Raw genomic sequence first — 25676 nt, 5'->3', positions numbered from 1 at the left:
CCTCGAAGGTCGAGCGAGCTGGGCGATGGCCCGACGGTCACCGGTGCACTCGAACCAACATCAGCTCGAGTGAGACAAGGGTGCACCAATGAGCGAGCGGAGCGAGCGAACCGTTGGGCTCTGTGTCGCTCACGGTGCCGCCGAGCGAAGCGAGGTCGCGCCGTGAGCGGGGCGGCGGCTCTGCGCGCGGAGGTACGGGACCAGCTCGACCGGTGGCGGGCCGAGGGGGTCTTCACCCCGCGCAGCGACAGCTGGCTGGTCGGCTACGACGAGGACTTCAGCCGCCGGCTCGGCGCCCGGGGCTGGATCGGCCTGACCTGGAGCCCGGAGTACGGCGGTCACGGCCGGGGTTTCGTCGACCGGTTCGTGCTCACCGAGGAACTGCTGCGGGCCGGGGCACCGGTCGCCGCGCACTGGATCGCCGACCGGCAGATCGGCCCGGCGATCGCCCGGCTCGGCACCGGGGCGCTTCGGCGGGAGCTGCTGCCCGCGATCGCGGCCGGCGAAGCCCGCTTCTGTCTCGGGATGAGCGAACCCGACGCCGGCAGCGACCTCGCCTCGGTACGTACCCGGGCCCGCCGGGCCGACGGCGGCTGGCTGCTTTCGGGGCAGAAGGTGTGGTCGAGCAACGCCCACCGGGCCACCCACGCCTACGTGCTGGCCCGTACGTCGGACGGCGAGCGGCGGCACGACGGGCTCAGCGAGTTCGTCCTCGACATGACCGCGTCGGGGGTGACGGTGCGGCGGATTCCCGACCTGCGCGGCCCCGGCCACTTCTGCGAGATCTTCCTCGACGACGCGTTCGTGCCCGACGCGTGGGTGCTCGGCGAGATCGGCGCCGGCTGGGCGCAGGTGACCGAGCAGCTCGCCTTCGAGCGCGGCGGTCCCGAGCGGGTGCTGAGCACGTACCCGTTGCTGCGGCTGCTGCTCGACCGGGCTGCCGGACCGGCCGGCCGGGTGGGGGAGTTGGTGGGCCGGCTGGTCGCCCTGCGCCGGCTCGCCTTCCAGGTCGCCGTACGCATGGACGCCGGGCAGGCGCCCGTCGCCGCCGCCGCGACGCTGAAACTGCTCGGCAACCGCTTCGAGGTCGACGTCATCGAGGCCGCCCGCGAGACGCTTCCGTCTGATGTGGACGTACGGGCGGCGCTGGACGACGCGATGCTCGCCGCGCCCGGCTTCTCGCTGCGCGGCGGTACGACGGAGGTGCTGACCGTGGTCGTCGGCCGTGAGGCGATGAGGGCAGCCCGGTGACCGGGATGCGGGCGGTCGCGGAGGCGGCCGTACAGGTGCTGGCGGCGCGGGCGGCCCCGCACCGCGACGAACCGGCCGCCGAGATGGCCGCCATGTGGCGGACCACCGGCGAGCAGGGCTGGCACCTGCTCGCCGTACCGGAAGGCGACGGCGGCATGGGCGGCGACCTCGCCGACCTCGCGGACGTCGTCCGGGCGATCTCCGCCGCCGGGCTCTCGGCACCGCTGCCGGAACTGCACACCGGCGTCTTCGGGACGCTGGCCGCCGGGCGTGACCCCGCCGCGGCGCTCGCCGGCCGGATCGGCGTCGCCCTGCCCCGGGGCGCCGAGGTCGCGGTGCCCTGGGGACGGCACCTCGACGCGGCGGTCGTGGCGGGCACGACCGTTGCGTGCGCCGACCTGCGGCCGGCGGTCAACCTGGCGCACGAGCCGGTGGACACCCTGGCTCGGCCGGCACCCGACGGCGGCCCGGATCCCACCGGGACCCGGTGGCGGCTGCTGCACGCGGCCCGCCTTGTCGGCGCCGCCGAGGGTGCCGCCCGGCGGACGGCGGCCTATGCCGCGACCCGGGAACAGTTCGGCCGCCCGATCGCCCGGTTCCAGGCGGTCGCCGCCCTGGTCGCGGAGGCCCATGCGCAGACGGTGCTGGCTGCGGCGGCCCTGGACGCCGCGCTGGCGGCGGCCGACGACGGCGCGGTGACGGTGCCGGCGGCGCTCGCCACCGCGGCCCGCGCCGCCGGGGTGGTGGCCCGCTGCGCCCACCAGGTGCACGGCGCGATCGGCGTCACCCGGGAGCTGGGGCTGGAACGGCTCACCCGCCGGCTGTGGGCCTGGCGGGACCTGCCGACCGAGCACGAGTTGGAGGACGGGATCGGGCGGGTGGTGCGGGCCGGCGGCGAAGCGCTGGCCTGGTCGGCCGGTCCGGAGATCGACGTGAGGAGCGGTGGATGAGCGACGGACTGGCCGGAAAGGTCGCGGTGGTCACGGGGGCCGGCTCCGGGATCGGGCTGGCGGTGGCCCGGTCGCTGGCGGGTGCCGGTTGCCGGGTGGTGATGGCCGACCTCGACCCGTCGGCCTGCGTCGACGTCGGGCCGGCCGGCTCGGGTGTCCCGGTCGCGGTCGACCTCGGCACACCCGACGGGGTGGCGACCCTGGTCGAGGCGGCGACGACCCGGTTCGGCGGTGTCGACGTACTGGTCAACAACGTGGCCCTCGCCCCGTACCGCGACACGTTCACCGCCGTCGACGACGCGGCCTGGCAGCGGAGCTGGGACGTCAACGTCATGTCCTGCGTACGGCTGTGCCGGGCGGTCATCCCGCTGATGGCGGCCCGGGGCGGCGGCAGCGTCGTCAACATCGGGTCCGAGGCGGCCCGCCATCCCAAGCCCTACCTGGTCGACTACGCCGTCACCAAGGCCGCGCTGCTCGGTCTGGCCAAGGCCCTGTCGATCGAGTACGGCGCGCGGGGCGTACGGGTCAACACGGTGGCGCCCGGTCCGACCCGTACGTCCACGATGGACTCGTTCCTGACGGCGCTGGCCGGCAAGCTGGAGATCGACGTCGAGGCGGCCGCCGACCGCTTCGTCAACCAGATGCGGGGGCTCCCGCTGGGCCGGATGAACGAGCCCGAGGACGTGGCCGAGGTGGTGCTCTTCCTGGCCGGCGACCGGTCCCGCCAGGTGACCGGTTCGGAATACGCCGTGAACGCGGGCGGAACGGCGTCGGTCTAGGCGCTACTCTTCGACGGCGACGGAAGGTGGAACATGGCGCGCGCCTCGCAGAAGACATACGAGTCGATCAAGAATCTGATCCTCGACAACACGTACGGCCCCGGCGCGAAGCTCTCCGAGGAGGATCTTGCGACGGCCGTCGGGGTGAGCCGCACCCCGGTCCGTGAGGCGCTGCGCCGGCTGCACGCCGAGGGGCTCATCGACTGGGAGGCCAACCGTGGCGCGACCGTCGCCGCGTGGAGCGACCAGGATCTCGAGGAGATCTTCGAGTTGCGGGCCCTGCTGGAGGGCTACGGCGCCGAACTGGCCGCCACCCGGATCACCCCCGAGGAGACCGCCCAGTTGCGGGAGTTGAGCGCACAGATGGAGCGCCATGCCGCGAACCGCGACGCCGACCGGATCGCGGTGTGCAACGCGGAGTTCCACGCGATCATCCTGCGGGCCGGCCGCAACCGGCGGCTCAGCGCCCTGCTCGGCGCGGTGGTGCAGACTCCGCTGGTCAACCGGACGTTCCGGCGCTACGACGAGGCCGCGATGGCGCGCAGCATGGCCCATCACCGGGAGCTGATCGACGCGTTCGAGGCCGGTGACCGGGCCTGGGCCGGCTCGGTGATGCGCGCCCACATCCTCGCCGCCCGGGCCACCCTCGGGATCACCTGACCCGTCCCCGCGGACCCGGGGGCGGCACCGCCCGCCCCCGGGCCGGCGCCGGTCAGGAGACCGCGACGCCGATCAGGTTGACCCGCAGGTGCAGCAGGACCGTGTAGTACCAGTTCGTGTCCCGGTCGTGCTGCAACTGCTGGATCTGCTGCCAGTCCATCGGATCGGTCACGTTCCAGGTGTACGAGTACCGCAGCTCGTTCGACGGCGGCGCGGCCGGGAACCGGGCGTGCACGCCGGCGTAGTTGTTGATCGTGCCGTTCCGGATGGCGGCGGCGGCCTGTTCGCCGGCCGGCAGGGTCACCGTGGCGATCCGCATCGCCAGGGTGTTGAATTCGGCGGCGCTGACCCGGAAGTAGCCCGCCCCGTACGCGCCGAACGAGTGCTGGGCGACCTGGACGGTGGGGGCGGCGGTGGCGATGTCGACCCCGGTCTCCTCCCGGAACTCGCGGCGCGCCGCGGCGGCGATGGACTCGTTTCCGTCGATCCTGCCGCCGGGGAGGGCCGCCTTGCCCGCCCCGTTCAGCACCTGCCCGGCCGTCTTGATCTGCCCGACGCCGTGCTCGAAGAAGAAGTAGCCCAGGTCGAACTTCGTTGCGATCAGGAACCGCCCCGAAGGCTCGTAGAGAACCGCGTAGCTCTGCATTTTCGTCTCCCCTTCCCGTGGGATCGTCTGCAGAGCTGACGGCCGGGAACGGGTCGCTGATACCGGCCCGGTGGGTCGGCTCGCCGACAGTGCCGGGCCGCCCCTACTTCAGCAGCCCGTGCTGGAGGGCGAGCAGTACGGCGTTGGTCCGGTCCCGGGCGCCGAGCTTGAGCAGCAGGCTGGAGACGTGGTTCTTCACCGTGCCCTCGGCCAGGAACAGCGCCTCGGCGATCTCCTTGTTGGCGTAGCCGCTGGCGAGCAGCCGCAGCACGTCGAGTTCGCGGTCGGTCAGCTCGCGTACCGGCGCCGGATCGTCGCGGGCGACGACCGCGTTGCCCTGGATCGCACGCAGCAGCCGATCGGTGATCGCCGGCTGCACCAGCGTGCCGCCGCCGGCCAGGGTACGGACCGCGCCGACGAGCTGTTCGAGGGTGACGTCCTTGAGCAGGTAGCCCTTGGCGCCGGCCCGGAGCGCCTGGAGCACCAGTTCGTCGTCGTCGAAGGTGGTCAGCACCAGGACCGGCACCTCGATTCCCCGGTCGCGCAGCGCCCGCAGGGTCCAGATCCCGTCGTACCCGGGCATCCGCAGGTCGAGCAGGACGACGTCCGGCGGGTCCCGCTCGATCGCGGCCAGCGCGGTGCTGCCGTCGTCGGCCTCGGCGACGACCTCGATGCCGTCGGCGAGGCCGAGCAGGGTACGGATGCCCTGCCGGACCAGGTTCTGATCGTCGACGAGACACACCCGGATCATGGCGCCGGCACCTCCGCGACGACCTTGAAGCCACGGTCGGCCGAGAACCGGGCCCGGCCGCCGAGTTCGGTGACCCGTTCGACGATGCCGCGCAGGCCGTTGCCGACCACGATCCGCTCGGCGCCGCGACCGTCGTCCCAGGCGGTGAAGGTGATCCCGCCGTCGTGTCCGGCGGTGATCTCGATCCACATCTGGCTGGCCTCGGAGTGCCGGATCGTGTTCGTGACCACCTCCTGCACGCACCGGATCAGCGCCGTCGTGCGCCCCTCGTCGACCTGTACGGCGTCGTCGATGCGCAGGTGCACGGCCGGTTCGGGCAGTTCCGCGACGATGTGCTCGAGCGTGTGCCGCAGGTCGGGTGCCCGGTGCCGCAGCTCGCCGACCGTGGTCCGTACGTCGGCGAGCAGTTCGCGGGCGACCCGGGCGGCGCGGGTGACGTGCTCGCTGGCCGGCGGGGTGCTCTGGTGGGAGGCGATCTCCAGTTCGAGGGTCAGCACGGTCAGCTGGTGGCCGATCAGGTCGTGCAGTTCGCGGGCGATCCGCAGCCGCTCGTCGGCCCGGCTGGACTCGGCCAGCAACGCGCCGGCCGCCCGCAGTTCGGTGTGGGCCGCCGCCAGCCTGCGGCGGGTCTGGATCTCCCGCAGGTGGGCCTTGGTGCCGAGCGTGGTGCCGAGCTGGAGCAGCAGGTAGATCAGCGCCGTCCCCAGGACCGCCGCGAGGTGCGCGGCGGCCAACACCGCCGCCGCCGTCACGACGGCCGCGTTGACCACGATGACGCCGGCCGTGACCGGCCACGGGACCAGGTAGACGCTGAGGGCCGCGGTGAACACCAGCACGATCGGGATGAACCCGGCCCGGGGCGCCAGCAGGACCACGGTCGCGCCGAGCACGACCTGTGCCGCGAAGACCGCGTGGAGGATCCGCCGCGGCAAAAGGTCGACCAGCCAGGCGCAGGTCGTCCACGCGACGACGTACGCGCCGAAGCACAGCCACCACACCCAGCCCGGCCCGAGCGTGACGTCTCCGCCCTGCAGTTGGGCGACCAGCACCGACAGGCTGACGGCGGCGCACAGCAGGGTGCCGAGGATCCCCGCCCACAGATCTGGCTCGAACCGTTTCATCATCGTCCAGCGTATGCGCTGGTGAACGGCACAGACCCTGCCAAAGGTCATGGGTGTCGGTCATGACCTCCGGCACGCGCGGCCGGCCCGCCCCGACACCTAGCGTCGATGTACCGCCACCAACCGGAGAGGGCCAGCGTGCTAGCCATCGAGGTTCGTAATCTGCACAAAAGGTACGGGCAGGTCGTCGCCGTCGACGACGTCAGCCTCTCCGTCGACGAGGGCGAGATCGTCGGCGTACTCGGCCGCAACGGCGCCGGCAAGACGACGACCGTCGAAGCGATCGCCGGCCTGCGCCGACCCGACCGGGGCACCGTACGGGTCCTCGGGCTCGACCCGCACCGCGACCGGGCCCGGGTCCGCCAGGTGCTCGGCGTACAGCTCCAGTCCAGCGCCCTGCACAGCGCGCTGACCGTACGCGAACTCGTCGGCCTCTACCGCAGCTTCTACGCCACCGGCGCCGACCCCGACAAGCTGATCGAGGCCGTCGGGCTCACCGGCAGCCGCGGGACCCGGTTCGAGAAACTCTCCGGCGGCCAGCAGCAGCGGCTGTCGATCGCGCTCGCGCTGGTCGGCAACCCCCGGGTGGCGCTGCTCGACGAACTCACCACCGGCCTGGACCCCGAAGCCCGCCGGCACATCTGGTCCATGGTCGAGGACCTGCGCGCCGGCGGTGTCACCGTCCTGCTCGTCAGCCACCTCATGGAGGAGGTCGAACGGCTCTGCGACCGGGTCGCGCTCATCGACCAAGGCCGGGTAGTCGCGGTCGACACCCCGGTCGGGCTGATCGCCGCTGCCGGCCTGGCCCAGCGGGTACGGTTCCGGGCCGCCCGGGGATTCGACCCCACCGTCCTCGACCGGCTGCCGGACGTCACCGGGGTCGAGGTCGCCGGGGAACAGGTGACCGTCACCGGCGACGGCGAGCTGCTGCACAACGTCAGCACCGCCCTTGTCCACGCCGGCGTCGTCGCCACCGAGACCCGCCTCGAACGCGCCACCCTCGACGACGCCTTCCTGGCCCTCACCGGCCGCCCGTTCGCCCAGGAGAACTCATGACCGAGCGTAGCGAGGGAATCGGTTGGCTCAGGCCGCAGTCATGCGGTCGCCGAGCGAAGCGAGGTGCCGCATGACCTCGCAGACCGACATCGCCGTGCACCGGCCCGGTCCCCGGGCCTGGCTGAACCTGATCCGCGCCGAGACCAAGATGGTCGTACGCGACACCGCCGGCCTGCTCATCCCGATCGGCCTGCCGCTGCTGATCCTGGTCATGAACGGCCTCGGCGCCAGCACCCAGGAACTGCCCGGCCTCGACGGCCTCACCGCCTTCGACGTGTACGTCATCCCGATCGTCATCGCCATCGTCGTGGCGACCATCGGGGTGGTGAACATGCCGAGCTTCCTCGCCTACTACCGGCGTACCGGGGTGCTGCGCCGCCTCGCCGTCACCCCCGCCCACCCGGCGATGGTGCTCGCCGCCCAGGTCGTGACGAGCATCGTCCAGACCACCGTCGGCATCGTCATCGCCCTGACCGTCGCCATGCTGGCCTTCGACGCCAACCCGCCACGCAACCCCGGGATGGCACTCGCGGTGGTCGTGCTCGCCGCGCTGGCCATGTACGCCGTCGGCATCCTCATCGCCGCCGTCGCCCCGACCGGCAACGCCGCCGTCGCGATCGGCCTGGTGCTCTTCTTCGGCATGGGCGCCACCGGCGGCATGTTCGGGCCGGTCGTCAACCTGCCCGACGCCGTCGCCCGCGTCGGCGAGGTGCTGCCGTTCGGCGCCGTCACCGCGGCGGTCGGCGACGCCTGGGCCGGCCAGACCCCGGAGTCGCTGCACCTGATCAGCCTCGTCGCCGCCATCGTGCTCAGCAGCCTGGGCGCCGCCCGCTTCTTCCGCTGGGAGTAGGACTAACCCAGCAGGTCCCGGACGGCGGTCGGGTCGGCCCGCAGCACCTCGTACCCGTCGAGCCGCCGCCCGTCCGGGGCGACCAGCACACCCCGTACCGCCGGGTGCTCCAGCCGCCACCCCCGGCGCAGCAGATGGTTTTCCAGCAGCCACAGCTGCGACGGGTGCGGCCCGTCGTCCCCGGTCACCTCTTCCACCGGTACGTCGAACACCAGCGCGGTCAGCTCCGGCGCCCGGTCGTGGATCACCTGGATCGCCTCCACGTCGTCGACCGGCTCCCGGCCGAGCACGGCGGCCACGTCGGCCCGTACCCCCTTGGCGTACTTCGCCGCCCGTCGCCGCCACCAGCCGGCCGGTGCCTCCCGGAAGGTCGTCCACCGCACGATCTTCAGCGCGTCGATCGCCCGCAGTTCGCGGACCAGCCGGCGCTGTTCACGTACGGTCAGCGGCGTCACCGGCACCGGCCGGGCCGCCTCGGCCACCGGCAGCGGCCCGGCGCCGAGTGCCGTCATCGCCTCGGCCAGCCGGGGGTGGACGGTCGCCAGCACCGCCGCCGCGTCCTCGTCCCAGAGCGACTCGGCCGTCCCGCGCCGCACCACCCGTCGCCAGCCGTCGTCCAGGTCGCTGATCCCGGCCTCGAAGAGCCGCAACGCGTACGGCGGGATTCCGGATTCGACCAGGAAGTCGACGTATTCGTCCTGGACCAGGCTGGCCAGCGCGAACGCCCGCGCCGCCGGCTCGCGGCCACCGGCGGCGGTGATCGCCGCCCCGTCGGCGCCATGCTGGACCTCGGCGGCGAGCGGATCGAGCTTGCGGCGGACCGTGCCGGCCCGGCGGCGGGCCCGGCCGTCCTCGTACTCCTCGTCGAGGATCGCCTGCTGGCGGCGGCCGAGCGTCTTGATGACCTGCCGGGCGTCGGGCCGGTGCAGCAGCGTGAGTTCGTGGCCGACCAGGGCCCGCACCTCGGCCACGTTCAGGCAGGCGAGCAGCGGCAGCCCGATGCTGAGCTGGCGGTTGCGCCGCGCGTCGAACCCGGCGGCGATCTCCGGTTCCAGGGTCAGCCGGACCGGGGTGACCGGCAGGTCGAGCCACCGGGCGACGTCGGTGACGAGGTGGTGCAGCGCCGGCTGGGACGCCTCCGTGACCGCAACCCCTGAGCCCATCCGAGCATTCTGTCCGGCCCCCGAGCGGCCGGACAAGATCTTTCCCGGCGGCATCCGGTTTGCCGGTCGCCCGCCCGGGTAGCCGGCGGATCAGGGGACCCGCCGCACCGACCGGAGGACGTCGATGAGACTGCGTGAGATGCGCCACCAGACCAGCCGCGTCCTGGTCGTCGTCTGCGACAAGGGGGAGGAGCCGGTCGGTGCGATCGGTCGCGCCCTGGCCGACCAGGGCATCCGGGCCGCCCAGGTGACCGGGGTCGGCGGGTTCGCCAGCGCCGAGGTCGGCTATCTCGAACACGACGGCCGGGGCGAATACCTGCGCATCCCGGTGCGGGAACAGGTCGAGGTGCTGTCGCTGCTCGGCGACGTCGCCGAGCAGGACGGCGAGCCGGCCCTGCACGTGCACACCGTGCTCGGCCGCCGCGACGGCAGCACGGTCGGCGGCCACCTGCTCAAGGCCGAGGTCTGGCCCACCCTCGAGGTGATCGTCACCGAGGTCGCGCCGGAACTCGCCAAACGGTACGACCCGGCGACCGGCATGGCCCTGATCTCCGCCGGCTAGAGGCAGGTCCAGCAGTAGAGCCGCTCGCCGTTCTCGCGGGCCCGGCGCGCCAGCCCGGTCAGCTCGGTGACGAGCTCGACCAGGTATTCGGGGTCGACGGGACCGAAGTCGGCGAGTTCCTCGGTCCGCCCCCACGCGACGGCGATCTCGGAATGCCGGTCGTCGAGTTCGGCGAGGGTGTCACGCGCCGGCTCGTCGAGTTCGAAGAGCCACGGACCGGTCACCCACGGCGCGTCCGGCGGCATCGCCCTCGCCTCCTCGGCGTTCCGCGGCGCCGCGTCCGGTGCCGGCCACACCAGTTCGTCCCCGACCACGTCGGTCGTCCACGGAACCTCCCGCATCAGCGCGACCAACTTGCCGAGGACGACGTCGGGATCGATCCCCTTGGTGGCCACGCCGTCGAATGCCGGCCACCCGTCGCCATCCGGTGTCAGTGGCCCCCCAGCGCGTCCATCGCCCGGATCGCGGTGGCCGCGTCCGGCGCGCGGAAGTAGTCGTGCAGAACACCCATGGCAGGCTCCAATTCGTCCAGTGCCCGCCGATCGGGCACCGCGACTAGAGCAGCCACCTCCGACAGTTCGACGTCCGCCGAGCGGTGTGTTCAACGGATGCCCTTGAGGTGGCGGCCCAGGTGGCGGGCGATCTCCCGGTTGGCGTCGCGCTCGGCCAGTGCCTGACGCTTGTCGTACTCCTTCTTGCCGCGCGCGAGGCCCAACTCGACCTTCGCCCAGCCGTTGTCGAAGTACATCGACAGCGGCACCAGCGTGGTCCCGCCGTCGCGCAGCTTCTCCAGGATCCGGTCGATCTCCACCCGGTTCAGGAGCAGCTTCCGGGTACGGCGGGGGGCGTGGTTGGTCCACGAGCCGAAGCCGTACTCGGCGATGTGCAGCCCGTACAGCAGGATCTCGCGGTCGCGTTCCTGCGCGAACGCGTCGACCAGCGACACCCGGCCGGCCCGCAGCGACTTGACCTCGGTGCCGGCGAGCACGATCCCGGCCTCGTACGTCTTCAGGATCGTGTAGTCGTGCCGCGCCTTCTTGTTCGAGGCGATGACCTTCCGCCCGGTCTCCCTGGCCACGACTACCTCCCCTCGTCCGCCACCGGTAGCGAAGATACCGCGCCGCCTGTGCGGCGTGTGGTGACGACCTGAGCGCCAGCGGGGTTACGCGGGCGCCATAACCCCACCCACGCTCAGTTCGTCGGGGAAGTACTCGCTGAGCGACCGGCGCCAGGGGGGGTACTGAAGTTGATCTGGGCGGGAGGGACCTTATCCGGCCCGGATAACGTCCCTCCCGCCCAGATCGACAACGTCCGCCCGGATCTGGCACGGTCGCGCTGACCGTGCCCGGGCAGTCAGTCGTCGATGTGGATGCTTGTTATCCACGACGGGGGCGCGGGTGCGTCGGCGCCGATCAGGCCGGCGATGATCCGGGTCGACTCCAGCGGCTCGCCGGGCCACGGCGTGTGGCCGTCGGTCAGCACGATGACGAAGTGCGGGCGTACCTTGAGCGCGGCCTCGACCCCGATCCGCATGTCGGTGCCGCCACCACCCGCGAGCCGCACCTCCCCGGCGGTGTGCACCTGCTGCACCACGTGTACCGCCGCGTCGCAGGACAGGACCGTGACCCGGTTGCCGCCGATGCCGACCGCCCGCAGCACCCCGGACACCTCGGTGAGTGCCGCCGCGAGCTGCGGGTCGCCCATCGACCCGGAGGTGTCGACGACGACCGCGACGCGGGGGACGGGCTGGCGCAGACTCGGCAGCACCACGCCGCGTAGCGCCGCCGACCGGCGGGACGGCCGGTGGTAGGTGTAATCGACCGCGCCGCTGGCCCAGGCGGCGGCTTCGCGTACGGCGCCGGTCAGCGCCCGCCGCCAGTCGACCCGTGGTTCGAGGATTTCGGCCGCCCACCGGCCCCAGCCGTCGGGTACGGTTCCCCGGCCTCGGGTGTGGGCGCGGATCGCGTGGGCGGTGTCCCGGCGGATGGCGCCGGCCTCGACGTCGCTGACCCCGCGCCCGCCGCCGGTTCCGCTTTCCCACGGCCGGTCGACGCCGTGCGCGCCGGACCCGCAGTCGTGGCCTTTGACGCCGGGCGGGAGTGTCTTCAGGTACTGCTCGAACAGTTGGCCGTTCGGCAGCCCGTACGTCTTCGGTTCGATCCGGTCGGCCGGCAGCGGCAGCCGGTCGGCGACCAGATCGTCGTTGATCTCGCAGTCCTGGGCGACGTTGACCCGGTAGTGGTCGTGCCGGTCGCCGGCCGGCAGCCGGTCGGCCCGCCCGTGGTGGTCGCGCAGCAGGTGGGCGACCTCGTGGATCCACACGGCGGCGAGCTGGGGGACCGGCTGCCGGTCGACGAAGTCCGGTGACACGTAGCAGCGCCAGCGGCGGCGGTCGACGCCCATCGTCGGCACCTGGTCGGAGGCGACGACGGTGATGCTGAACAGCGCCGTCGCCAGGTAGGGGCGGTCCTGGGCGGCCCGGAACCGGGCGGCGAGCAGCTTCGTCCGGTCGAGGGCACCGGTCATCCGGTCAGGCGTCCGGAGAGCATCAGCACCTCGGCGAACGCGTCGATGGCCGGCGGTACCGGCCACGACCTGTCGCGCAGCGCGGCGAGGTCCATCGCGGCCCGGGCGGCGACATCGGGTACGCCGGCCTGCACCGCCTTCTCCAGTACGACCCAGCCGGCCTCCCAGCGCTGCCGGTCCACCTTGGACTGGACGGCGGAGATGACGGCGGTGAGGAACGCGAGCTGCCGGTCGCCGCGCTCGGGGAGCTGGAACGCCTCCGGGTTGGCGAGCACCCGTTCCGGGTCGGGCAGGTCGAGGTTGTCGAGGTAGTTGACGAACTCCAGGCCGGCACCGTCACCGATCGCGCCGACGACGGCGAGCGCCAGCACGTCCGGGCCGGTGCCGGCACTGTGGTGGAACGTCAGCAGCCGCAGCACCATCTCCCAGGTGCGCGGCGACGGCCACGCGCCGCCGCGGGCCTCGGTGTCGGCCGGCAGGTGGTGGGTGAGGCCGGGGCGGGCGGTGAGGAAACCGGCGATCGCGCCGCGCGCCTTCGCCAGCGCGGTCGCGGCACGTCGCGGGTCGACGGCCGGCACGGTCACCGCCGGCCAGGTGCCGGCGAGTCCACGGGCCACCGTACGGGCGTCGTGCGTCCAGTGCAGGTGGACGAACCGGTTCGCCAGCGGCGGGCTGAGGTGCCAGCCGTCGGCGGCACTGGTCGGCGGGTTCGCGGCGGCGACGATCCGTACGGCGGGCGGCAGTTGCAGGCTACCGACCCGGCGTTCGAGCACCACCCGCAGGAGTGCTGCCTGCACGGCCGGCGGCGCCGACGACAGCTCGTCGAAGAAGACCAGCCCGGACCCGGTACGGGCCAGCCGTACCGCCCAGTCCGGTGGGGCCATCGGCACGCCGTCGGTGGCCGGCGAGTCGCCGACGATCGGCAGCCCGGCGAAGTCGGACGGCTCGTGGACGCTCGCGATGACCGTCTCCATCGGCGTGCCGAGGCCGTCGGCGAGCTGCTGCAACGTCGCGGACTTGCCGATGCCGGGCTCACCCCACAGCAGCACCGGCAGGTTGGCCGACACGGCGAGCGCGAGTGCCGCCACCTTGGGGTCCTGGGCCGGCTCGGTGCGCCAGCTCCGGGTGGCGGCGATCAGGGCGTCGGCGGCGGCGAGAGCCTGGTCGGTCACCGCGTTTCCCACTCGTCGATCAGCTTGCGGATGGCGGTCATCGGATGGGGTTCGTCGTCGTCCACGTGCAGTTCGGACTTGTATTCGGCGATCTCGGCGGCGGTCGTGTCCCCGCCGCCCAGGTGCGGGTCGGCACCGGCTTCGAGTAGCGCGCGCACCTGCTCGACCGTGCCGCCGTCGCTGACGGTGACGTGCAGGGCGGTGCGGCCCCGGCGGTCGGCGGCGTCGACCGGCACCCCGACGTCGATGAGGCGCCGGACCAGGGCGGGATCGTCCATCGCCCGGGTGTGGTGCAGCAGCGTGCCGCCGCGACCGTCGACCATCCGCGGGTCGAGGCCGGCGTCGAGCATTTCGGCCAGCGCCGCCGAGCCGCCGTGCTGGACGCGTTGCAGCACGTGTCGGCGCAGTTCCCGCAGCGGGCGGGGGAGCCGGTCGGCGGAGCCGTGCCACGCCTCCACGGCGGCGAAGCAGCCGGAAACCTGCCCGCCGAGCGTACGCAGCATCCGCTCGCGGCTGACCTCTTCCGGCGGATGCGACACCGGGGTGAGCCGGCCGTCGGCGTGCACGACGGTGTGCCACGCGCCCCGGCACCGTACGGGCACGCTCACCCGCAGGTCGGTGCCCGCCGAGGGCGCGTCCGGGGCGGGGCTGCCCGGGAACAGCGCCTGCCGTACGAGGGGGTGCAGGTCGGCGCGCCCGATCCAACCGGCGCGGACCAGTTCGAGGTCGGCCGGCCGGGTGTGCACCAGCGGCGCCAACTGGGGCAGCCGCCAGGTCTTCGGGTCGTAGCCGATCATCCGTACGCCGGGACGGCCGTGAGCATCGCGGCTCACCACGGCGATCGGCCCCCAGTGGCCCGAGATCTTCGCCTCGTCCACGCCGTGGCGCGCGTGCAGCCGGGCCATCTCGGCGGCGACGCCGAGCGCGACGATCGAGTTGCCCATCGAGGAGAGCCGCACGGAACGGTGGTCCGGCTCGGTCGGGTCGAGGTCGGCGCCGCCGACGGCCCACGCACCGACGACGTCGCCGTCGACCAGCCGCCGGTCGTAGACCTCCCACCGGCTCGCCGGGTCGCCGGGCACGACCTCGGTCGCGTACGCCTCGAACGGGCGTATCGTGCCGTCCGGCTCGAAGCCGGGCAGCCGGTCGGGGGACCCGCCGTAGGCCGCGGCGAGCCCGCCGACGTGCGCCGCGCTCCAGAAGACCGGCGACAGGTCGATCAGGCCCTGGTCGCCGCCGATCCGGGTCTTCCCGACGGTGAGCCGCAGCCGCTGGGAGCCGTCGACGGTCTTCGGCGTGGTCAGCACCAGGCCGACGTCGTCGGCGCCGACCCGGCCGTCCCGCGCCGACAGCAGATAGGTCTCGTGGGTGGCGATGCTCGTGCGTCCGCCGAGCACCCGGGGCAGGTGCCAGCGCAGCAGGTCAGGGGCGAACACGGCGAGGTCGGCCTCGATCAGGTCGGCCTGCCGGTCGCCGTGCTCACGACGTACGTCGGCGAGGTCGAAGGCGACGTCGATCCGTCCCGCCGCGCAGGCGGCCCGCCAGTCACCGGCCTCCCGGGCGGCGGCGCACGCCTCGACCATCGCCGCCGGTACGGCGTACCGCCGGATGCGTCGCCAGACGGTGAGGTGGGGGATGCCGAGCACTGTCACCTGTAGACACTCGCGATCGCCTGGATGTCCGGGTGCGGTTGGGTCGCCGGCCGGTCGGCGACCAACGCGGCCGCCTGCCGGCGCATCCGGCGTGGCACGCCGCCGTTGATGCCGAGGTATTCCAGGGTCGGGTGCCCGTCGAGGGCCGCCACGAGCAGCCGGGCGCCCCGCCCGCCGATCTCGGTGCGCCGGACGTCGAGCCGGCGCAGCCGGGCCGCCGGCAGTGCCCCGGCGAGGATGGCCGCGCCCTCGTCGCCGACCCGGTTGCCGTGCGCGCCCAGGGCCCGCTCGGACGGCGGCCGGGCGAGGTCCAGCGCCTGCCACGCCGCGAGGTGCCGGGCCAGTGCCGCCACCCCGGCCGGGGTCAGGCCGTTGCCGCCGAGGCCCAGCGTCATCGGCACCCCGTCGATGGCGGCGCCCAGCGCGGCGGCGCCGGTGTCGCCGAGGTGGTTGGCGGCCAGGTAGAGCTCGCGGATGCCGGCGTCGTGGACGAGCGTACGCAGCGCCGGCACCACCTCGGGGCCGAAGCCGTTGCCGCCGAGGAACAGCCGTTGCAGCTTCTGCCGCCGGCCGGCGAGCGCCTCGGCCAGCGTCGCCAGGCCGCGCCCGCTCATGCCGACGTTGACCAGGTCGAGGGTCCGGATCGTGGCGTTGACGGCGAGTGCCCGGGCCAGCCGGGCCACGCCCTCGTCGCCGATCGGGTTGCGCTTGAGCCACAGCGCGCGCATCGTCTCGTCGCTCTCGATCCGGCCGGCGAGCGCGTCGACCCCGGCCGGATCGATCCGGTTGCAGCCCAGGTAGACCGTCTCCAGGCCGTGCCCCGGCCGCAGCGCGTCGGCGACCGCCCGGGCGCCGTCGCTGCCGAGCCCGTTCGTGCCCAGCAGCAGGTGCCGGACCAGCGGCGAGTCGACCGCGGCGGCGACGATCCGGCCGGTCCGGACCGGCCCGATGCCCTGCTTGCACAGGTCGAGCCGGCCATCGACCTGCATGGTCCCGCGCGGGAACACCTCCGCGTCGCGGACCGCGTCCGGCACCGCGAGCCGGGCCAGCAGCGGGTCGAAGTCGCCCTCGTCGGCGAGCCCGGCCTCCGGATGGGTGATGGCCGGGCAGCGTACCGGGGTCGGATCGGTCACCAGGGCACACTCCGGTAGTCCTTGAGGAACAGGCCGCTCACCGGCGCCCCGGACACGCCGCGCACGACCGGGTCGTAGACCCGGGCGGCACCGTCGACCACGTCCAGCGGCGGTCGGAAACCCTGCTCCCGCTGCGCGGTCTTGCTCGGGTGCGGGCGCTCGTCGGTGACCCAGCCGGTGTCCACACTGTTCATGTGGATGCCGTCGGTGACGTAGTCGGCGGCGACGGTGCGGACCAGCATGTTCAGCGACGCCTTCGCCATGTTGGTGTGCGGATGCCGGACGGTCTTGCCGGCCCGCGAGTAGCTGCCCTCCATCGCGGACACCTGCACCACGTGCCGCTGCGGGTGGGCGCTCGCCGCCATCAGCGGCCGCAGCCGCGAGGTGAGCAGGAACGGCGCGAACGCGTTGACCACATGCACCTGCAACCACTCCTGCGGGGTCACGTCGGCGTCGCGCAGCACCCACGAGTTGACCTCGCGCAGGTCGAGCGGCTGACCGGTCTCGTCGACCCGGCCGGCCGGGAAGAACGTGTCGAGCACCGCCGGGAGCCCCGCCCCGGTCGCGACGGGCGACGCCCCGCCGACCGCGATCCGGGCCGCCGGCCCGTCGAGCGCCGCCGACTCGCCCTCGCGGACCTCCCGGTGGTAGGCCACCGGCCGGTGCGGCGTCTGCGCCGCGTTGTTGACCAGGATGTCCAGCCCGCTGAACCGCCGGCCGGCCAGGGCGACGAGATCGAGCACCGCCGGCAGGTCGAGCAGGTCGACGCCGTGCACGTAGAGCCGGTCCGCCCAGTCGTCGAAGTCGGCGACGGCCGCGTAGCGGCGGGCCGCGTCACGCGGGAACCGGGTCGTGACGATGACGTCGGCACCGTCGCGCAGCAACTTCAGCGCGGTGTGGAAGCCGATCTTCACCCGGCCGCCGGTGACGACCGCCGTGCGGCCGGTCAGGTCGCAGCGGGCGTGCCGGCGCAGCCTGTTCTCCGCGGCACAGGACGGGCACATCAGGTGGTAGTCGACGTCCACCTCCCGGTAGGCCACCTTGCACACGTAGCAGTGCCGGGCCCGCACCAGCGTGCCGCCGCCGGCCCCCGCCCGGCCTTCGGCCGGCCCGGTGCCGGGGATCTCGGTGTGGAACCGGGTGGCGCTCGCCAGCACCGCCCGGTCCGCCTCGCGGGTACGCGCGTCGCGGCGGGACTTCGCCCGCTTCTTCACCCCTCGGGCGGCGGTGACCACCGCCCGCTCCAGCCGCTGGCGGGTCGGGTCGTCGAGGTCGTCGCCGTCGAGGCGCGCGAGCACGGCCAGGCAGGCCGCCAGCTCGGCGCGGTCGACCGGCACGGTGCCTCCTCGGAGCGGTATGGGGCGAGACCGGCCGGATTCGAACCGGCGTCCTCCAGATTGCAGTCAAGGCGCGTCGACCTCTGCGCTACGGCCTCGCCGCGCGGCAGCATACCCAACGCCACCGACAGTCCCGACGGCTACCGCTTCGGCTCGCGGCGGGCCTGCGCGAGGACCTCCGCGACGGTCCGGCCCCGCCCGTCGACCGAATCCGGATCAGCGCCCGCCTCGACCAGCGCCGCCACGACGTCGGCGGCTCCGGAAGCGGCAGCCCGGTGCAGCGGTGTGTCACCGTTGCGGTCGTGGTCGGTGACCGCCAGTCCGGCGGCGAGTAGGACCGGCAGCGCCCGCCGGTGGTCGAGGTGGTGCAGCCAGTGCATCAGCGTGCCGCCGTCGCTGTCGCGCAGACCGGGATCCAGGCCCGTCGCGACGATGGCGAGCAACGCGTCGGTGTCGCCGTGGAAGGCGAGCGCGAACAGGTCCTGCCGGATCCGGCGGAGATCCTTCGGCACCGGCTTCGCCCCGGTACGGAACGCGCGGACCGCCGCGGCGCAACCGCCGATCGGACCGCCGAGCACGGCGAGTGTGAACTCCCGGTCGATTTCCCGCTCGGAGTGCTCCAGCGTGGTGATCCGGGCGCCGGTCACCTGCACCGGATGCCACCGCGTCCCGCACCTGATCCGGATCACGGGCCGTTCCACCGGTACCGGAGCCGGTGGCGTCCGCGTCCGCCCCGGAAACAGCGCCTCGTGCACGAGCGGATGCAGGTCGTCGACCCGCAGCGCACCCCGGCGCAGCAGCGCCACGTCGACCGGAGCCGCCACCCCGAAGGCGATCGGTCCGGCGAAGTCCCGTTCCCACGCCGCCATCCGTACGGTCAGACCTCCGTCGTCCGCCACCTCGACCGCGATCGACTGGGACAGGGCCCGCAGCGACGGTCGCGCGTACCGGCCGGCGAGGCGGCGGGACTCGGCCGCCAGCACCGGCAGCGACGCTCCGAACCGCGCGAGCCACGGCTCCAGCGTCCGGTCGCCGTACCACCGCGGCGGCGGCTTCGGGTCGACCGTGCAGCCGGCCGCCTCGTAAGCCGCCGTCACCTGGCCCGTCTCCAGCAGCTCCGCCAGCACCTCGACCTCGTCGGCCCGGTCGGCCGGCCGCCGCGCGCCGGCGACACCCGGCGGGTACGGCCGGCCGTCAGGGTCGTGCCAGGCCAGCCGGGTCGCCGACGCGCCGTACGCCCAACGCCGGGCGGCGACCGCGTCGGCGTGCCAGCACCAGTCGGGCAGGTCGTACAGGTTGTACCAGGGGCGGTCGAGCTTCGCGGCGGACAGGACCCCCAGTTCGATGCGCTGCCGGAACCGTTCGCCGGCCGGCAGGTCGGCGACCAGCACCGCCCGGTCACCGATCGCACCCGCCAGCCGGGACAACACGATCCGGGCCCGGGGCCGCAGCTCCAGCGACGCTGTCCGTGGCGCGAACCGGCGCAGCAGATCGGGCGCGAACCCGAGCAGGTCGGCTTCGATGCGGGCCGCCTGTTCGGCGCCGAACCGGGCGGCCACGTCCCGCGGGTCGACGTGTACGTCGACGAGACCGCCCGCGCAGACGCCCCGCCAGTCACCGGCCCGCCGCCGGTCGGCGACGGCGGCGACCATCGCCGGCGGCGACAGATAGCCGAGGTTCCGCGCATGCTTCTCGCGGTGGCTACGACGGAGCATGAGCTGCCCGATCCGCTCGTCGGGAACGCGGGGTGGCGGGCCGGCCGGAATCGAACCGGCGTCCTCCCGGTGGGCAACCGGGCGCGACGACCTCTGCGCTACGGTCCGCCGCCGCCGAGTGTAGGCCGGCTTCGCGCCGTTCGGAGCACGGCGATCGTCGCGACGGCGAGGGCGAGCGTGACGGCGGCGCTGACGGCCGCGGTGAGCTGGAATCCGCCGACGAATGCCGCCCGGGCGGCGTCGGCCAGTGCCGGTCCGGCCGGTGTGGACAGACGGGCGCCGAGGTCGACGGCGGCCGCGAGGCTGTCGGTGGCGCTGGCAGCGGCATCGGCGGGGACACCGGTCGGTATCCGGTCGCCGACCAGGTCCCGGTAGCGGGCCGCGATGACGCTGCCGAGGACGGCGATGCCGAGGGCACCACCGAGCTGGGGTGATGTCGAGGCCATCGCCGAGGCTGATCCGGCGCGTTCCGGGGGCGCGCTGCCGATCACCAGGTCGGTGGCGAGGGCCATCATCGGGCCGAGTCCGGCCGAGACGATGACGGCGCCGGTGACCAGTGTGGCGAGCCCGTCGGTGGAGCCGATCCGGGTGAGGACGACGAAGCCCGCGGTGGCCACGAGAAGCCCGCCGGCGATGACCGTTGCCGGCCGGACCAGCCTGACCAACTGCGGTGCGGCCGTCGATCCGGCTATGACGCCGAGCGCCGAGGGTGCGGTCCACAGGCCGGCCCGCAGTGGCGACAGCCCCTGCACGAGTTGGAGGTATTGGGCGATCGCGTAGTTCGCGCCCCAGAGCACGAAGATGCCGAAGGCGAGGGTCGCCAGCGCCGCGCCGAAGGCGGGGTCACGGAAGAGGGTGAGGTCGACCATCGGGTCGGGCAGCCGTCGCTGCCGGCGTACGAAGGCAGTGCCGAGGGCCAGGCCGAGCGCGAGCAGGAGCGGGGAGGTCCATTCGCCGTTGCCTGTCGCGATCTGCTTGAGCGCGTAGACGACGGGCAGTACGGCGCCGACCGTGAGCAGAGCGCTGAGTACGTCGATCCGGCCGCGTTGGTCTCCGTGCCGCTCGGGGAGAAGCCATGGGCCGAGCACCAGCAGGAGTGCCATGACCGGCATGCCGATGAGGAAGACCGAGCCCCACCAGAACCGGTCCAGCAGCCAGCCGCCGACGAGTGGCCCGATCGCGGTGCCGGCGGAGACGCTCGCGATGACCGCGCCGATCGCCACGCGCCGCTGGCTCGCGGTGGTGAAAAGGGTGGCGGCCAGGGCCAGGACCGACGGCATCAGGGTCGATCCGGCGATACCCATGAGCGCGCGTACGGCGATCAGAGTTTCGGCGTTCGGGGCGTACGCGGCCAGGGTCGAGGCCACCGCGAACACTGCCGCGCCGAGCATCAACAGCCGGCGGCGCCCGATCCGGTCACCGAGCGAGCCCATGGCCAACATCGCTCCGGCGAGGGCGAACGCGTAGATGTCGACGATCCACAACTGCTGGCTGCTGCTGGCGCCGAGATCCGCGCCGATCGTCGGCAGCGCGAGGTGGGTCACGGTCAGTTCGAGCGAGGCGAGCAGCGCGGGCAGCATCAGCACGCAGAGGCCGAGCCACCGGCGCCCGCCAGTCTGCCGGGTGCCGGAGTGGACCGGGTTCTTCTGGGGCATGACGGCGACGCTAAAACCTCAACCTTGGTGGAAGTCAACGGAGCGAGCCTGCGGCTGATCCGGCATCCCGGTCACCTCGTAGGGTTATCCGGGTGACCTCCCAACCAGCCGACGTGATGGCGGCGATGGAACGGTTCCTCGCCCGGATCGCACCGTTCGACCCGCGACCCGGCGCCAAGGTGGTGTCGGTCGAGATGCGGGCCGGTCGCGTACGAGGTGGCTTCGAGTTGACCGAGCGGTCGGCGCGGGCGCTGTGCGAGGCACTCGCGCGCTACACCGACCCGGACGACCACGGCCGCTGTAGTGGTTGCGGCGGCCACCTCGACCGCAACCTCCAGTGCCCGGGCTGCGGCTACGTCGGCGGTGTCTTCGGCGAGACGATCGCACACCGGGCGGCGGAGATCGCCAGCCGCGGGGAGGGCTAGCCAGCCGCCGCCAGGCGTTCGAGGTCCGCGCGGGTCAGCGTCAGTTCGTTGCCCGGTACGACGGACAGCGTGCCCGAGCCATCCACCCGGTACTGCCCCTGCTGCGGGTTGAGTAGTGACGCCGGCGCGTTCGGGTACGTCGACAGGAACAGCACGTACCGCTCGCCGCCGCTCAGCGGCACCGCGCCCGCAACCTCGTGCCGTACGCCGCGCAGCGTTCCGCCCATCTCCTTGACCTCGATGCTCTGCCCGACCCGCGCCTCGCCCTTGAAGACGGTGACCACCCGGGCGGTGTAGACCGTGACCACCATGGCGCCGGACACCGGCTCGGCATCCGGCTCCACCCCGGCCTGGGGATTGGCCGCCGGATCGGTCCCCGTCGGTGGGTCGGGCTCCAACAGGGTGACCCGGGAGTCGGGGGAGAGGTCGGCCTCCACGACGAGATCCGCCCGGTCGAACAGTGCCGCCGGCGACTCGTAGTAGGGATAGTCCACCTGACTCTCCGCCACGCAGGCGGTGGTGCCGAGCGTCAGCACGAGTACGCCGGCGAGCCGGCTCAGCAACATTCGCACCGGGCACCTCCGCAAGGCTCCGAGAGAAGTGGTCCGTCCCTTTCGACGGAGGACGGCCCGCGACCGTTCCCCGTGCTCAGATGATCGCGTCGGTGGCCAGCGGCCAGGATGCGCTTTGTAGGGTGAGCCGATCCTCGAACGGATACCAGTCGTGCTGTTCGTCGGGCGGCAGCGGGGCGCGTACAAGGCAGCGGTGCAGCAGCATTTCCCGACGCCGGTCGATCGGACGGCCCTCGTTGGGGTCGACGGCCCCCTCGGGTAACAGGGGAGTGTCGACGCCGATGTCGATCATGCCGTCCCAGTTGAGGTGTAGGCCGTCGCCGTCCTCGTAGAAGCGGGTGAACTCCGTACCCCACTGCGAGTTGGACCCCCAGCCGTGCGAGAGGTCGTGTGTCGGGCGGGAGCCACGCCGGAAGGTGAAGTGCAGCGTCGACTGGGTCGCCACGTCCGGGTCGATCAGCCACGAAGGTGCCCTGACCCGTACGCCGGCCCGGCAGAACTGCAGCTCCCCGAACCGGAAGCCGGGCCAGAGCACCTCCTGGAGCGTCGCCGTAACCGCGGACTCGTCGGTCTCCACGGCGAAGATCTCGTGGTGGAACGGAGAGAACTGGTGACCGTGTTCGAAGCGGTCGAGTCCGATCTCGGACAGGAAAGTCTCGTGTACCGCCAGGTTGGTGGGGTCCAGCCGTCGTCCGCCCGTCGTGCCCGAGTCCTCGGTGGGTTCGCCGTCGGGGCAGCCGAGTTCGAGGAGGTAGTCACTGATCCGGCTGAGCGCGTACAGCTCCCACAGTTGGTTCGACAGTTCGTCGCCGGCAGGGCGGTGCCGGTTCTGTCGGTGCCGCAGCGGGGCCAGCGCTGCCAGTTGGGCAGCTGACCGCTCGCGGTGGGCACGCAGCAGTTGCCCGACGTCCGCGTCATCCGGTCGGTACATGAGTTCGTAGAGTTCGCGGAACCAGCCGTACTCCGTCTGCACCGCGCAATCCTTGCCGGGCAGGTGCGGTGGGGCAAGGGATCAAACGGGGCGTGGCGAGGTACCGGTGAGAGGTTGACGGGAGTCGACCCGGTTCCTCGGTGATCGTCATCCTCTGCCGTGATGCGTCCATTTACCTCCGACAGTCCCCAGTTTGCGCAGGTGCCGGCGGTGTCCGGTGGTGCTGGTCAATGTGACGTAGGTCTTGCCGTCGATGCAGATCACGGCTTAGGCTGCGTAAGCGCTTGCGAAAGCGCTTACGTCCCGGTGCAAAGGAGCGTCCAGGGATGACGACCGGATCCGTCCGTACCCGCGAGGTGTCCGCCCGAGGGCCGGCAACGGCTCGCGCAATCGGTACTGACCTGCGAAAAGACCGCACCCCCGAAAGCGGCCCGGTCGTGGACGGATCGTGCCACCCGATCACATCCCGGTCGGCGCCTTTGCAACTTCCACCGACCCTCTCCGGCCGGCCGACCGTCCCGACGGCCCGATTCCGAGAGGCCCTACCGCTACCTGACAAGCAGCGCTGACACACCCCACCAACCGTCCCCCGATTGGAGTGACACGCGTGCGCGTTTCAGCTCGTAGCAGCGGCAGGGCGCTGGCGACAGCGACACTCACCGCTGCCGCACTCGTCCTGTCCACCCTGGTCGCCCCGGCCGCGGCGCAGGCCGCCGAGGCGATCTACGACCCGATCCCCGAGCAGCCCGTCCAGTCCCGTCTCGGGCTGGTACTCGAGGAGTTCGCGGCGTTCCCCCGCTCGTTCCCGACCCCGGCGCCGACCGACGGCCGGCTCATGCGGCACGCCCGGATCAACGCGCTCATCGAGCTGCCCGACGGCACCGGCCGGATGGCCGTACCCGACCTCAACGGCAACCTCTACCTGGTCAAGGACGGCGAGGAGCACGTCTACCTCGACGTCGCCGCGACGTTCGCACCGCAGTTCTTCTCCGGCCGCGGCCTCGGCCAGGGCTTCGGATACGTGGCCTTCCACCCCGAGTTCGCGAAGAACGGCCTCTTCTACACCGTCCACACCGAACTCGCGTCGACCACCACGAAGGTGCCCGACCTGGTGGCCCAGCCCGGTACGACGTACCACGGCATCGTCACCGAGTGGCGGGCCACCAACCCGGCCGCCGACACGTTCGAGGGCGCGCGGCGCGAGGTCATCCGGATCGGGTTCGCCGGCCAGACCCACGGCATCCAGCAGATCGACTTCAACCCGACCGCGAAGCGCAACGACCGTGACTACGGCCTGCTCTACCTCGCCGTCGGGGACGGCGGCATCGGGGTCCGCAACGACGACCCGCAGGACATGACGATGCCGCACGGCAAGTTCCTGCGTATCGACCCGCTCGGCCGCGACTCGGCCAGCGGCAGGTACGGTGTGCCGCGCGGCAACCCGTTCCACGGCGACGAGGGCGCGCTCGGCGAGATCTACGCGATCGGCATGCGTGACCCGCACCGGTTCAGCTGGGACCCGGGTGCCAACAACCGGATGTTCCTCGGCCACATCGGCGAGCACGCCATCGAGGCGATCTACGAGGTACGTGCCGGCGACAACTACGGCTGGAGCGAGCGCGAGGGCGCCTTCGTCTTCGACAAGACGGCCACCAACCCGTGCGACAAGATCCTGCCACTGCCCGCCGACGACGCGCAGTACGGCTACACGTACCCGGTCGCCGCGTACGACCACGACCCGCCGCCCGGCTGGAACTGCACCTCCGACGTCGGCCGCGCGGTCGCCGGCGGGTTCGTCTACCGGGGCAAGAACGTGCCGGCGCTGAAGGGCAAGTACGTCTTCGGCGACCTGGTCGACGGTCGCGTCTTCTACACCGAGGTCAACCAGATGCGGCGCGGCAAGGACCTCGCCCCGCTGCACCAGCTCAAGCTCGTCGACGGCGCCACCGGCAACTGGGTACGGATCCAGGACCTGTCCGGCCCCGGCTCGCAGGGTGACCCGAACCGTGCCGACCTGCGGTTCGCCGCCGACGCCTCGGGTGAGCTGTACCTGTTCTCGAAGGCGAACGGCAAGATCTGGAAGGTCACCGGTACGAAGGAGTTCGCCGGTGAGAAGACCGGCACCAACCGGGTCGGCAACACCACCGGGGCGCGGAACTGGGCGCCGATCACGCCGTCGAAGTGGCAGTTCACCCGTAACGAGGTGATCCTGGCCGAGGCCGGCGTGTCGCGGCCCGGCCCGCGCCGCCCGTTCGAGTACGCCGTCCTGACCGCCGGACCGACGTTCGGCGCGGTCCAGATCGACGCCAAGGTACGCCTGGACACGCCGGTCGAGGTCACCAACCGCGACGTCATCATCGTCTTCGGCTGGAAGTCCGACACCGAGTACTACTACGCGCACCTGTCGACCGACAACATGATCTACCCGCACAACGGCATCTACAAGGTCAACAACGCCGACCGTGAGCGGATCGACCACCAGTGGAACGGCTGGCGCGGCGCGCCGCCGGCGATCATCGACGCCGAGTGGCACCAGGTCCGGGTCAAGCACCTGCCGGCGACCGGTGAGATCGCCGTCTACGTCGACGGTGCCAAGGACCCGCTGATGACCGCGGTCGACAAGACGTTCGACTCCGGCCGGGTCGGCTTCGGCTCGTTCGACAACATCGGCCGGGTCAAGGACGTCAAGGTGGTCGGCACCAAGATCTCCTGACCGTCCGGCGGCACCGGCTCCTGACCGGGGCGGGCGGGGAACGGCGTTGTTCCCCG

General features: G+C 72.7%; 24 protein-coding genes and 2 tRNA genes. 9 read left to right on the top strand and 17 right to left on the bottom strand.

From position 1 onward, the window contains the following. Positions 1–162 precede the first annotated feature (162 nt). The 4 genes from AB0M79_RS35495 to AB0M79_RS35480 are packed head-to-tail and all read left to right on the top strand — an operon-like array spanning position 163 to position 3640. Positions 163–1251: an acyl-CoA dehydrogenase family protein gene (locus AB0M79_RS35495; protein ID WP_364222942.1), complete on the top strand. Its 1089-nt coding sequence runs from the start codon at positions 163–165 to the stop codon at positions 1249–1251. 5 nt (positions 1252–1256) lie between these two features. Continuing rightward, positions 1257–2201, top strand: a complete 945-nt coding sequence (locus AB0M79_RS35490) for an acyl-CoA dehydrogenase family protein (RefSeq protein WP_364222949.1) — start codon at positions 1257–1259, stop codon at positions 2199–2201. Beyond that, positions 2198–2980, top strand: coding sequence for an SDR family oxidoreductase (locus AB0M79_RS35485; protein ID WP_364222939.1), 783 nt, complete (start codon positions 2198–2200; stop codon positions 2978–2980). Before AB0M79_RS35490 ends, AB0M79_RS35485 begins: the two co-directional genes overlap by 4 nt. Before the next feature lie 33 nt (positions 2981–3013). Next, positions 3014–3640 (top strand): GntR family transcriptional regulator, encoded by a 627-nt coding sequence (locus AB0M79_RS35480; RefSeq protein ID WP_364222936.1) that lies wholly within the window; start codon positions 3014–3016, stop codon positions 3638–3640. A gap of 52 nt (positions 3641–3692) precedes the next feature. Here the strand turns inward: AB0M79_RS35480 and AB0M79_RS35475 are convergent, their stop codons facing one another. From AB0M79_RS35475 to AB0M79_RS35465, 3 genes are all read right to left on the bottom strand, one after another. After that, a complete protein-coding gene (locus tag AB0M79_RS35475) occupies positions 3693–4286 on the bottom strand; it encodes an NUDIX domain-containing protein (protein WP_364222933.1) in 594 nt (197 codons plus the stop codon). A gap of 103 nt (positions 4287–4389) precedes the next feature. Beyond that, the gene (locus AB0M79_RS35470; RefSeq protein WP_364222930.1) at positions 4390–5037 is read right to left on the bottom strand and encodes a response regulator transcription factor; all 648 of its coding nucleotides are present in this window, start codon (positions 5035–5037) and stop codon (positions 4390–4392) included. Then, complete coding sequence (locus AB0M79_RS35465) at positions 5034–6158, bottom strand: histidine kinase (RefSeq protein ID WP_364222927.1); 1125 nt, start codon at positions 6156–6158, stop codon at positions 5034–5036. The genes AB0M79_RS35470 and AB0M79_RS35465 overlap by 4 nt, the downstream gene beginning before the upstream one ends. A 138-nt stretch (positions 6159–6296) precedes the next feature. Here AB0M79_RS35465 and AB0M79_RS35460 point away from each other — a divergent pair, with 138 nt between their 5' ends. Together AB0M79_RS35460 and AB0M79_RS35455 are read left to right on the top strand one after the other, a co-directional pair. Further along, the gene (locus AB0M79_RS35460; protein ID WP_364222924.1) at positions 6297–7214 is read left to right on the top strand and encodes an ABC transporter ATP-binding protein; all 918 of its coding nucleotides are present in this window, start codon (positions 6297–6299) and stop codon (positions 7212–7214) included. 70 nt (positions 7215–7284) lie between these two features. Then, positions 7285–8064, top strand: coding sequence for an ABC transporter permease (locus AB0M79_RS35455; protein WP_364222921.1), 780 nt, complete (start codon positions 7285–7287; stop codon positions 8062–8064). Between the two features lie 2 nt (positions 8065–8066). Here the strand turns inward: AB0M79_RS35455 and AB0M79_RS35450 are convergent, their stop codons facing one another. Beyond that, entirely contained in the window at positions 8067–9227 is a 1161-nt protein-coding gene (locus AB0M79_RS35450; RefSeq protein WP_364222918.1) for a hypothetical protein, read from the bottom strand. 124 nt (positions 9228–9351) lie between these two features. On the opposite strand from AB0M79_RS35450, the gene AB0M79_RS35445 reads away from it, so the two are divergent. Further along, positions 9352–9789, top strand: a complete 438-nt coding sequence (locus AB0M79_RS35445; RefSeq protein ID WP_357536354.1) for a DUF296 domain-containing protein — start codon at positions 9352–9354, stop codon at positions 9787–9789. On the opposite strand, the gene AB0M79_RS35440 is transcribed toward AB0M79_RS35445, so the two are convergent. The 11 genes from AB0M79_RS35440 to AB0M79_RS35390 all read right to left on the bottom strand — a co-directional run bounded on the left by AB0M79_RS35440 (position 9786) and on the right by AB0M79_RS35390 (position 20979). Beyond that, a complete protein-coding gene (locus AB0M79_RS35440) occupies positions 9786–10184 on the bottom strand; it encodes a hypothetical protein (RefSeq protein WP_364222914.1) in 399 nt (132 codons plus the stop codon). The two genes, AB0M79_RS35445 and AB0M79_RS35440, sit on opposite strands and share 4 nt — an antisense overlap. A gap of 206 nt (positions 10185–10390) precedes the next feature. Then, positions 10391–10867, bottom strand: a complete 477-nt coding sequence (smpB, locus tag AB0M79_RS35435; RefSeq protein ID WP_364222910.1) for an SsrA-binding protein SmpB — start codon at positions 10865–10867, stop codon at positions 10391–10393. A gap of 275 nt (positions 10868–11142) precedes the next feature. Further along, positions 11143–12315 (bottom strand): VWA-like domain-containing protein, encoded by a 1173-nt coding sequence (locus AB0M79_RS35430; RefSeq protein WP_364222907.1) that lies wholly within the window; start codon positions 12313–12315, stop codon positions 11143–11145. Then, the gene (locus AB0M79_RS35425) at positions 12312–13454 is read right to left on the bottom strand and encodes an AAA family ATPase (RefSeq protein ID WP_357536448.1); all 1143 of its coding nucleotides are present in this window, start codon (positions 13452–13454) and stop codon (positions 12312–12314) included. Before AB0M79_RS35425 ends, AB0M79_RS35430 begins: the two co-directional genes overlap by 4 nt. Before the next feature lie 29 nt (positions 13455–13483). Then, on the bottom strand, positions 13484–15139 hold the full coding sequence (locus AB0M79_RS35420) for an ankyrin repeat domain-containing protein (protein ID WP_364222904.1): 1656 nt from the start codon (positions 15137–15139) through the stop codon (positions 13484–13486). Next, positions 15136–16272, bottom strand: coding sequence for a gala protein (locus AB0M79_RS35415; RefSeq protein ID WP_364222901.1), 1137 nt, complete (start codon positions 16270–16272; stop codon positions 15136–15138). Before AB0M79_RS35415 ends, AB0M79_RS35420 begins: the two co-directional genes overlap by 4 nt. Continuing rightward, positions 16269–17609, bottom strand: a complete 1341-nt coding sequence (locus AB0M79_RS35410; protein ID WP_364222898.1) for an SDR family oxidoreductase — start codon at positions 17607–17609, stop codon at positions 16269–16271. Before AB0M79_RS35410 ends, AB0M79_RS35415 begins: the two co-directional genes overlap by 4 nt. Before the next feature lie 25 nt (positions 17610–17634). After that, positions 17635–17707: transfer RNA gene (locus AB0M79_RS35405), tRNA-Cys, on the bottom strand. Between the two features lie 42 nt (positions 17708–17749). Beyond that, positions 17750–19324 (bottom strand): ankyrin repeat domain-containing protein, encoded by a 1575-nt coding sequence (locus AB0M79_RS35400; protein WP_364222895.1) that lies wholly within the window; start codon positions 19322–19324, stop codon positions 17750–17752. Positions 19325–19358: 34 nt separating this feature from the next. Next, positions 19359–19433 (bottom strand) — tRNA-Gly (locus AB0M79_RS35395). Then, entirely contained in the window at positions 19423–20979 is a 1557-nt protein-coding gene (locus AB0M79_RS35390; protein ID WP_364222892.1) for an MFS transporter, read from the bottom strand. The genes AB0M79_RS35395 and AB0M79_RS35390 overlap by 11 nt, the downstream gene beginning before the upstream one ends. A gap of 92 nt (positions 20980–21071) precedes the next feature. Here AB0M79_RS35390 and AB0M79_RS35385 point away from each other — a divergent pair, with 92 nt between their 5' ends. Then, positions 21072–21404 carry a hypothetical protein gene (locus AB0M79_RS35385; RefSeq protein ID WP_364222889.1) on the top strand — a complete coding sequence of 111 codons (333 nt, stop codon included), beginning with the start codon at positions 21072–21074 and terminating at the stop codon, positions 21402–21404. Here the strand turns inward: AB0M79_RS35385 and AB0M79_RS35380 are convergent. After that, complete coding sequence (locus tag AB0M79_RS35380) at positions 21401–21976, bottom strand: hypothetical protein (protein ID WP_364222886.1); 576 nt, start codon at positions 21974–21976, stop codon at positions 21401–21403. The two genes, AB0M79_RS35385 and AB0M79_RS35380, sit on opposite strands and share 4 nt — an antisense overlap. A 76-nt stretch (positions 21977–22052) precedes the next feature. Beyond that, the gene (locus tag AB0M79_RS35375; RefSeq protein WP_364222883.1) at positions 22053–22949 is read right to left on the bottom strand and encodes a hypothetical protein; all 897 of its coding nucleotides are present in this window, start codon (positions 22947–22949) and stop codon (positions 22053–22055) included. Positions 22950–23514: 565 nt separating this feature from the next. Here AB0M79_RS35375 and AB0M79_RS35370 point away from each other — a divergent pair. Beyond that, on the top strand, positions 23515–25620 hold the full coding sequence (locus tag AB0M79_RS35370; RefSeq protein ID WP_364222880.1) for a PQQ-dependent sugar dehydrogenase: 2106 nt from the start codon (positions 23515–23517) through the stop codon (positions 25618–25620). Positions 25621–25676 lie beyond the last annotated feature (56 nt).

It is taken from the genome of Polymorphospora sp. NPDC051019 (assembly GCF_040683055.1).
Classification (GTDB): domain Bacteria; phylum Actinomycetota; class Actinomycetes; order Mycobacteriales; family Micromonosporaceae; genus Polymorphospora; species Polymorphospora lycopeni.
This window is presented reverse-complemented; position numbering and strand designations above follow the sequence as displayed.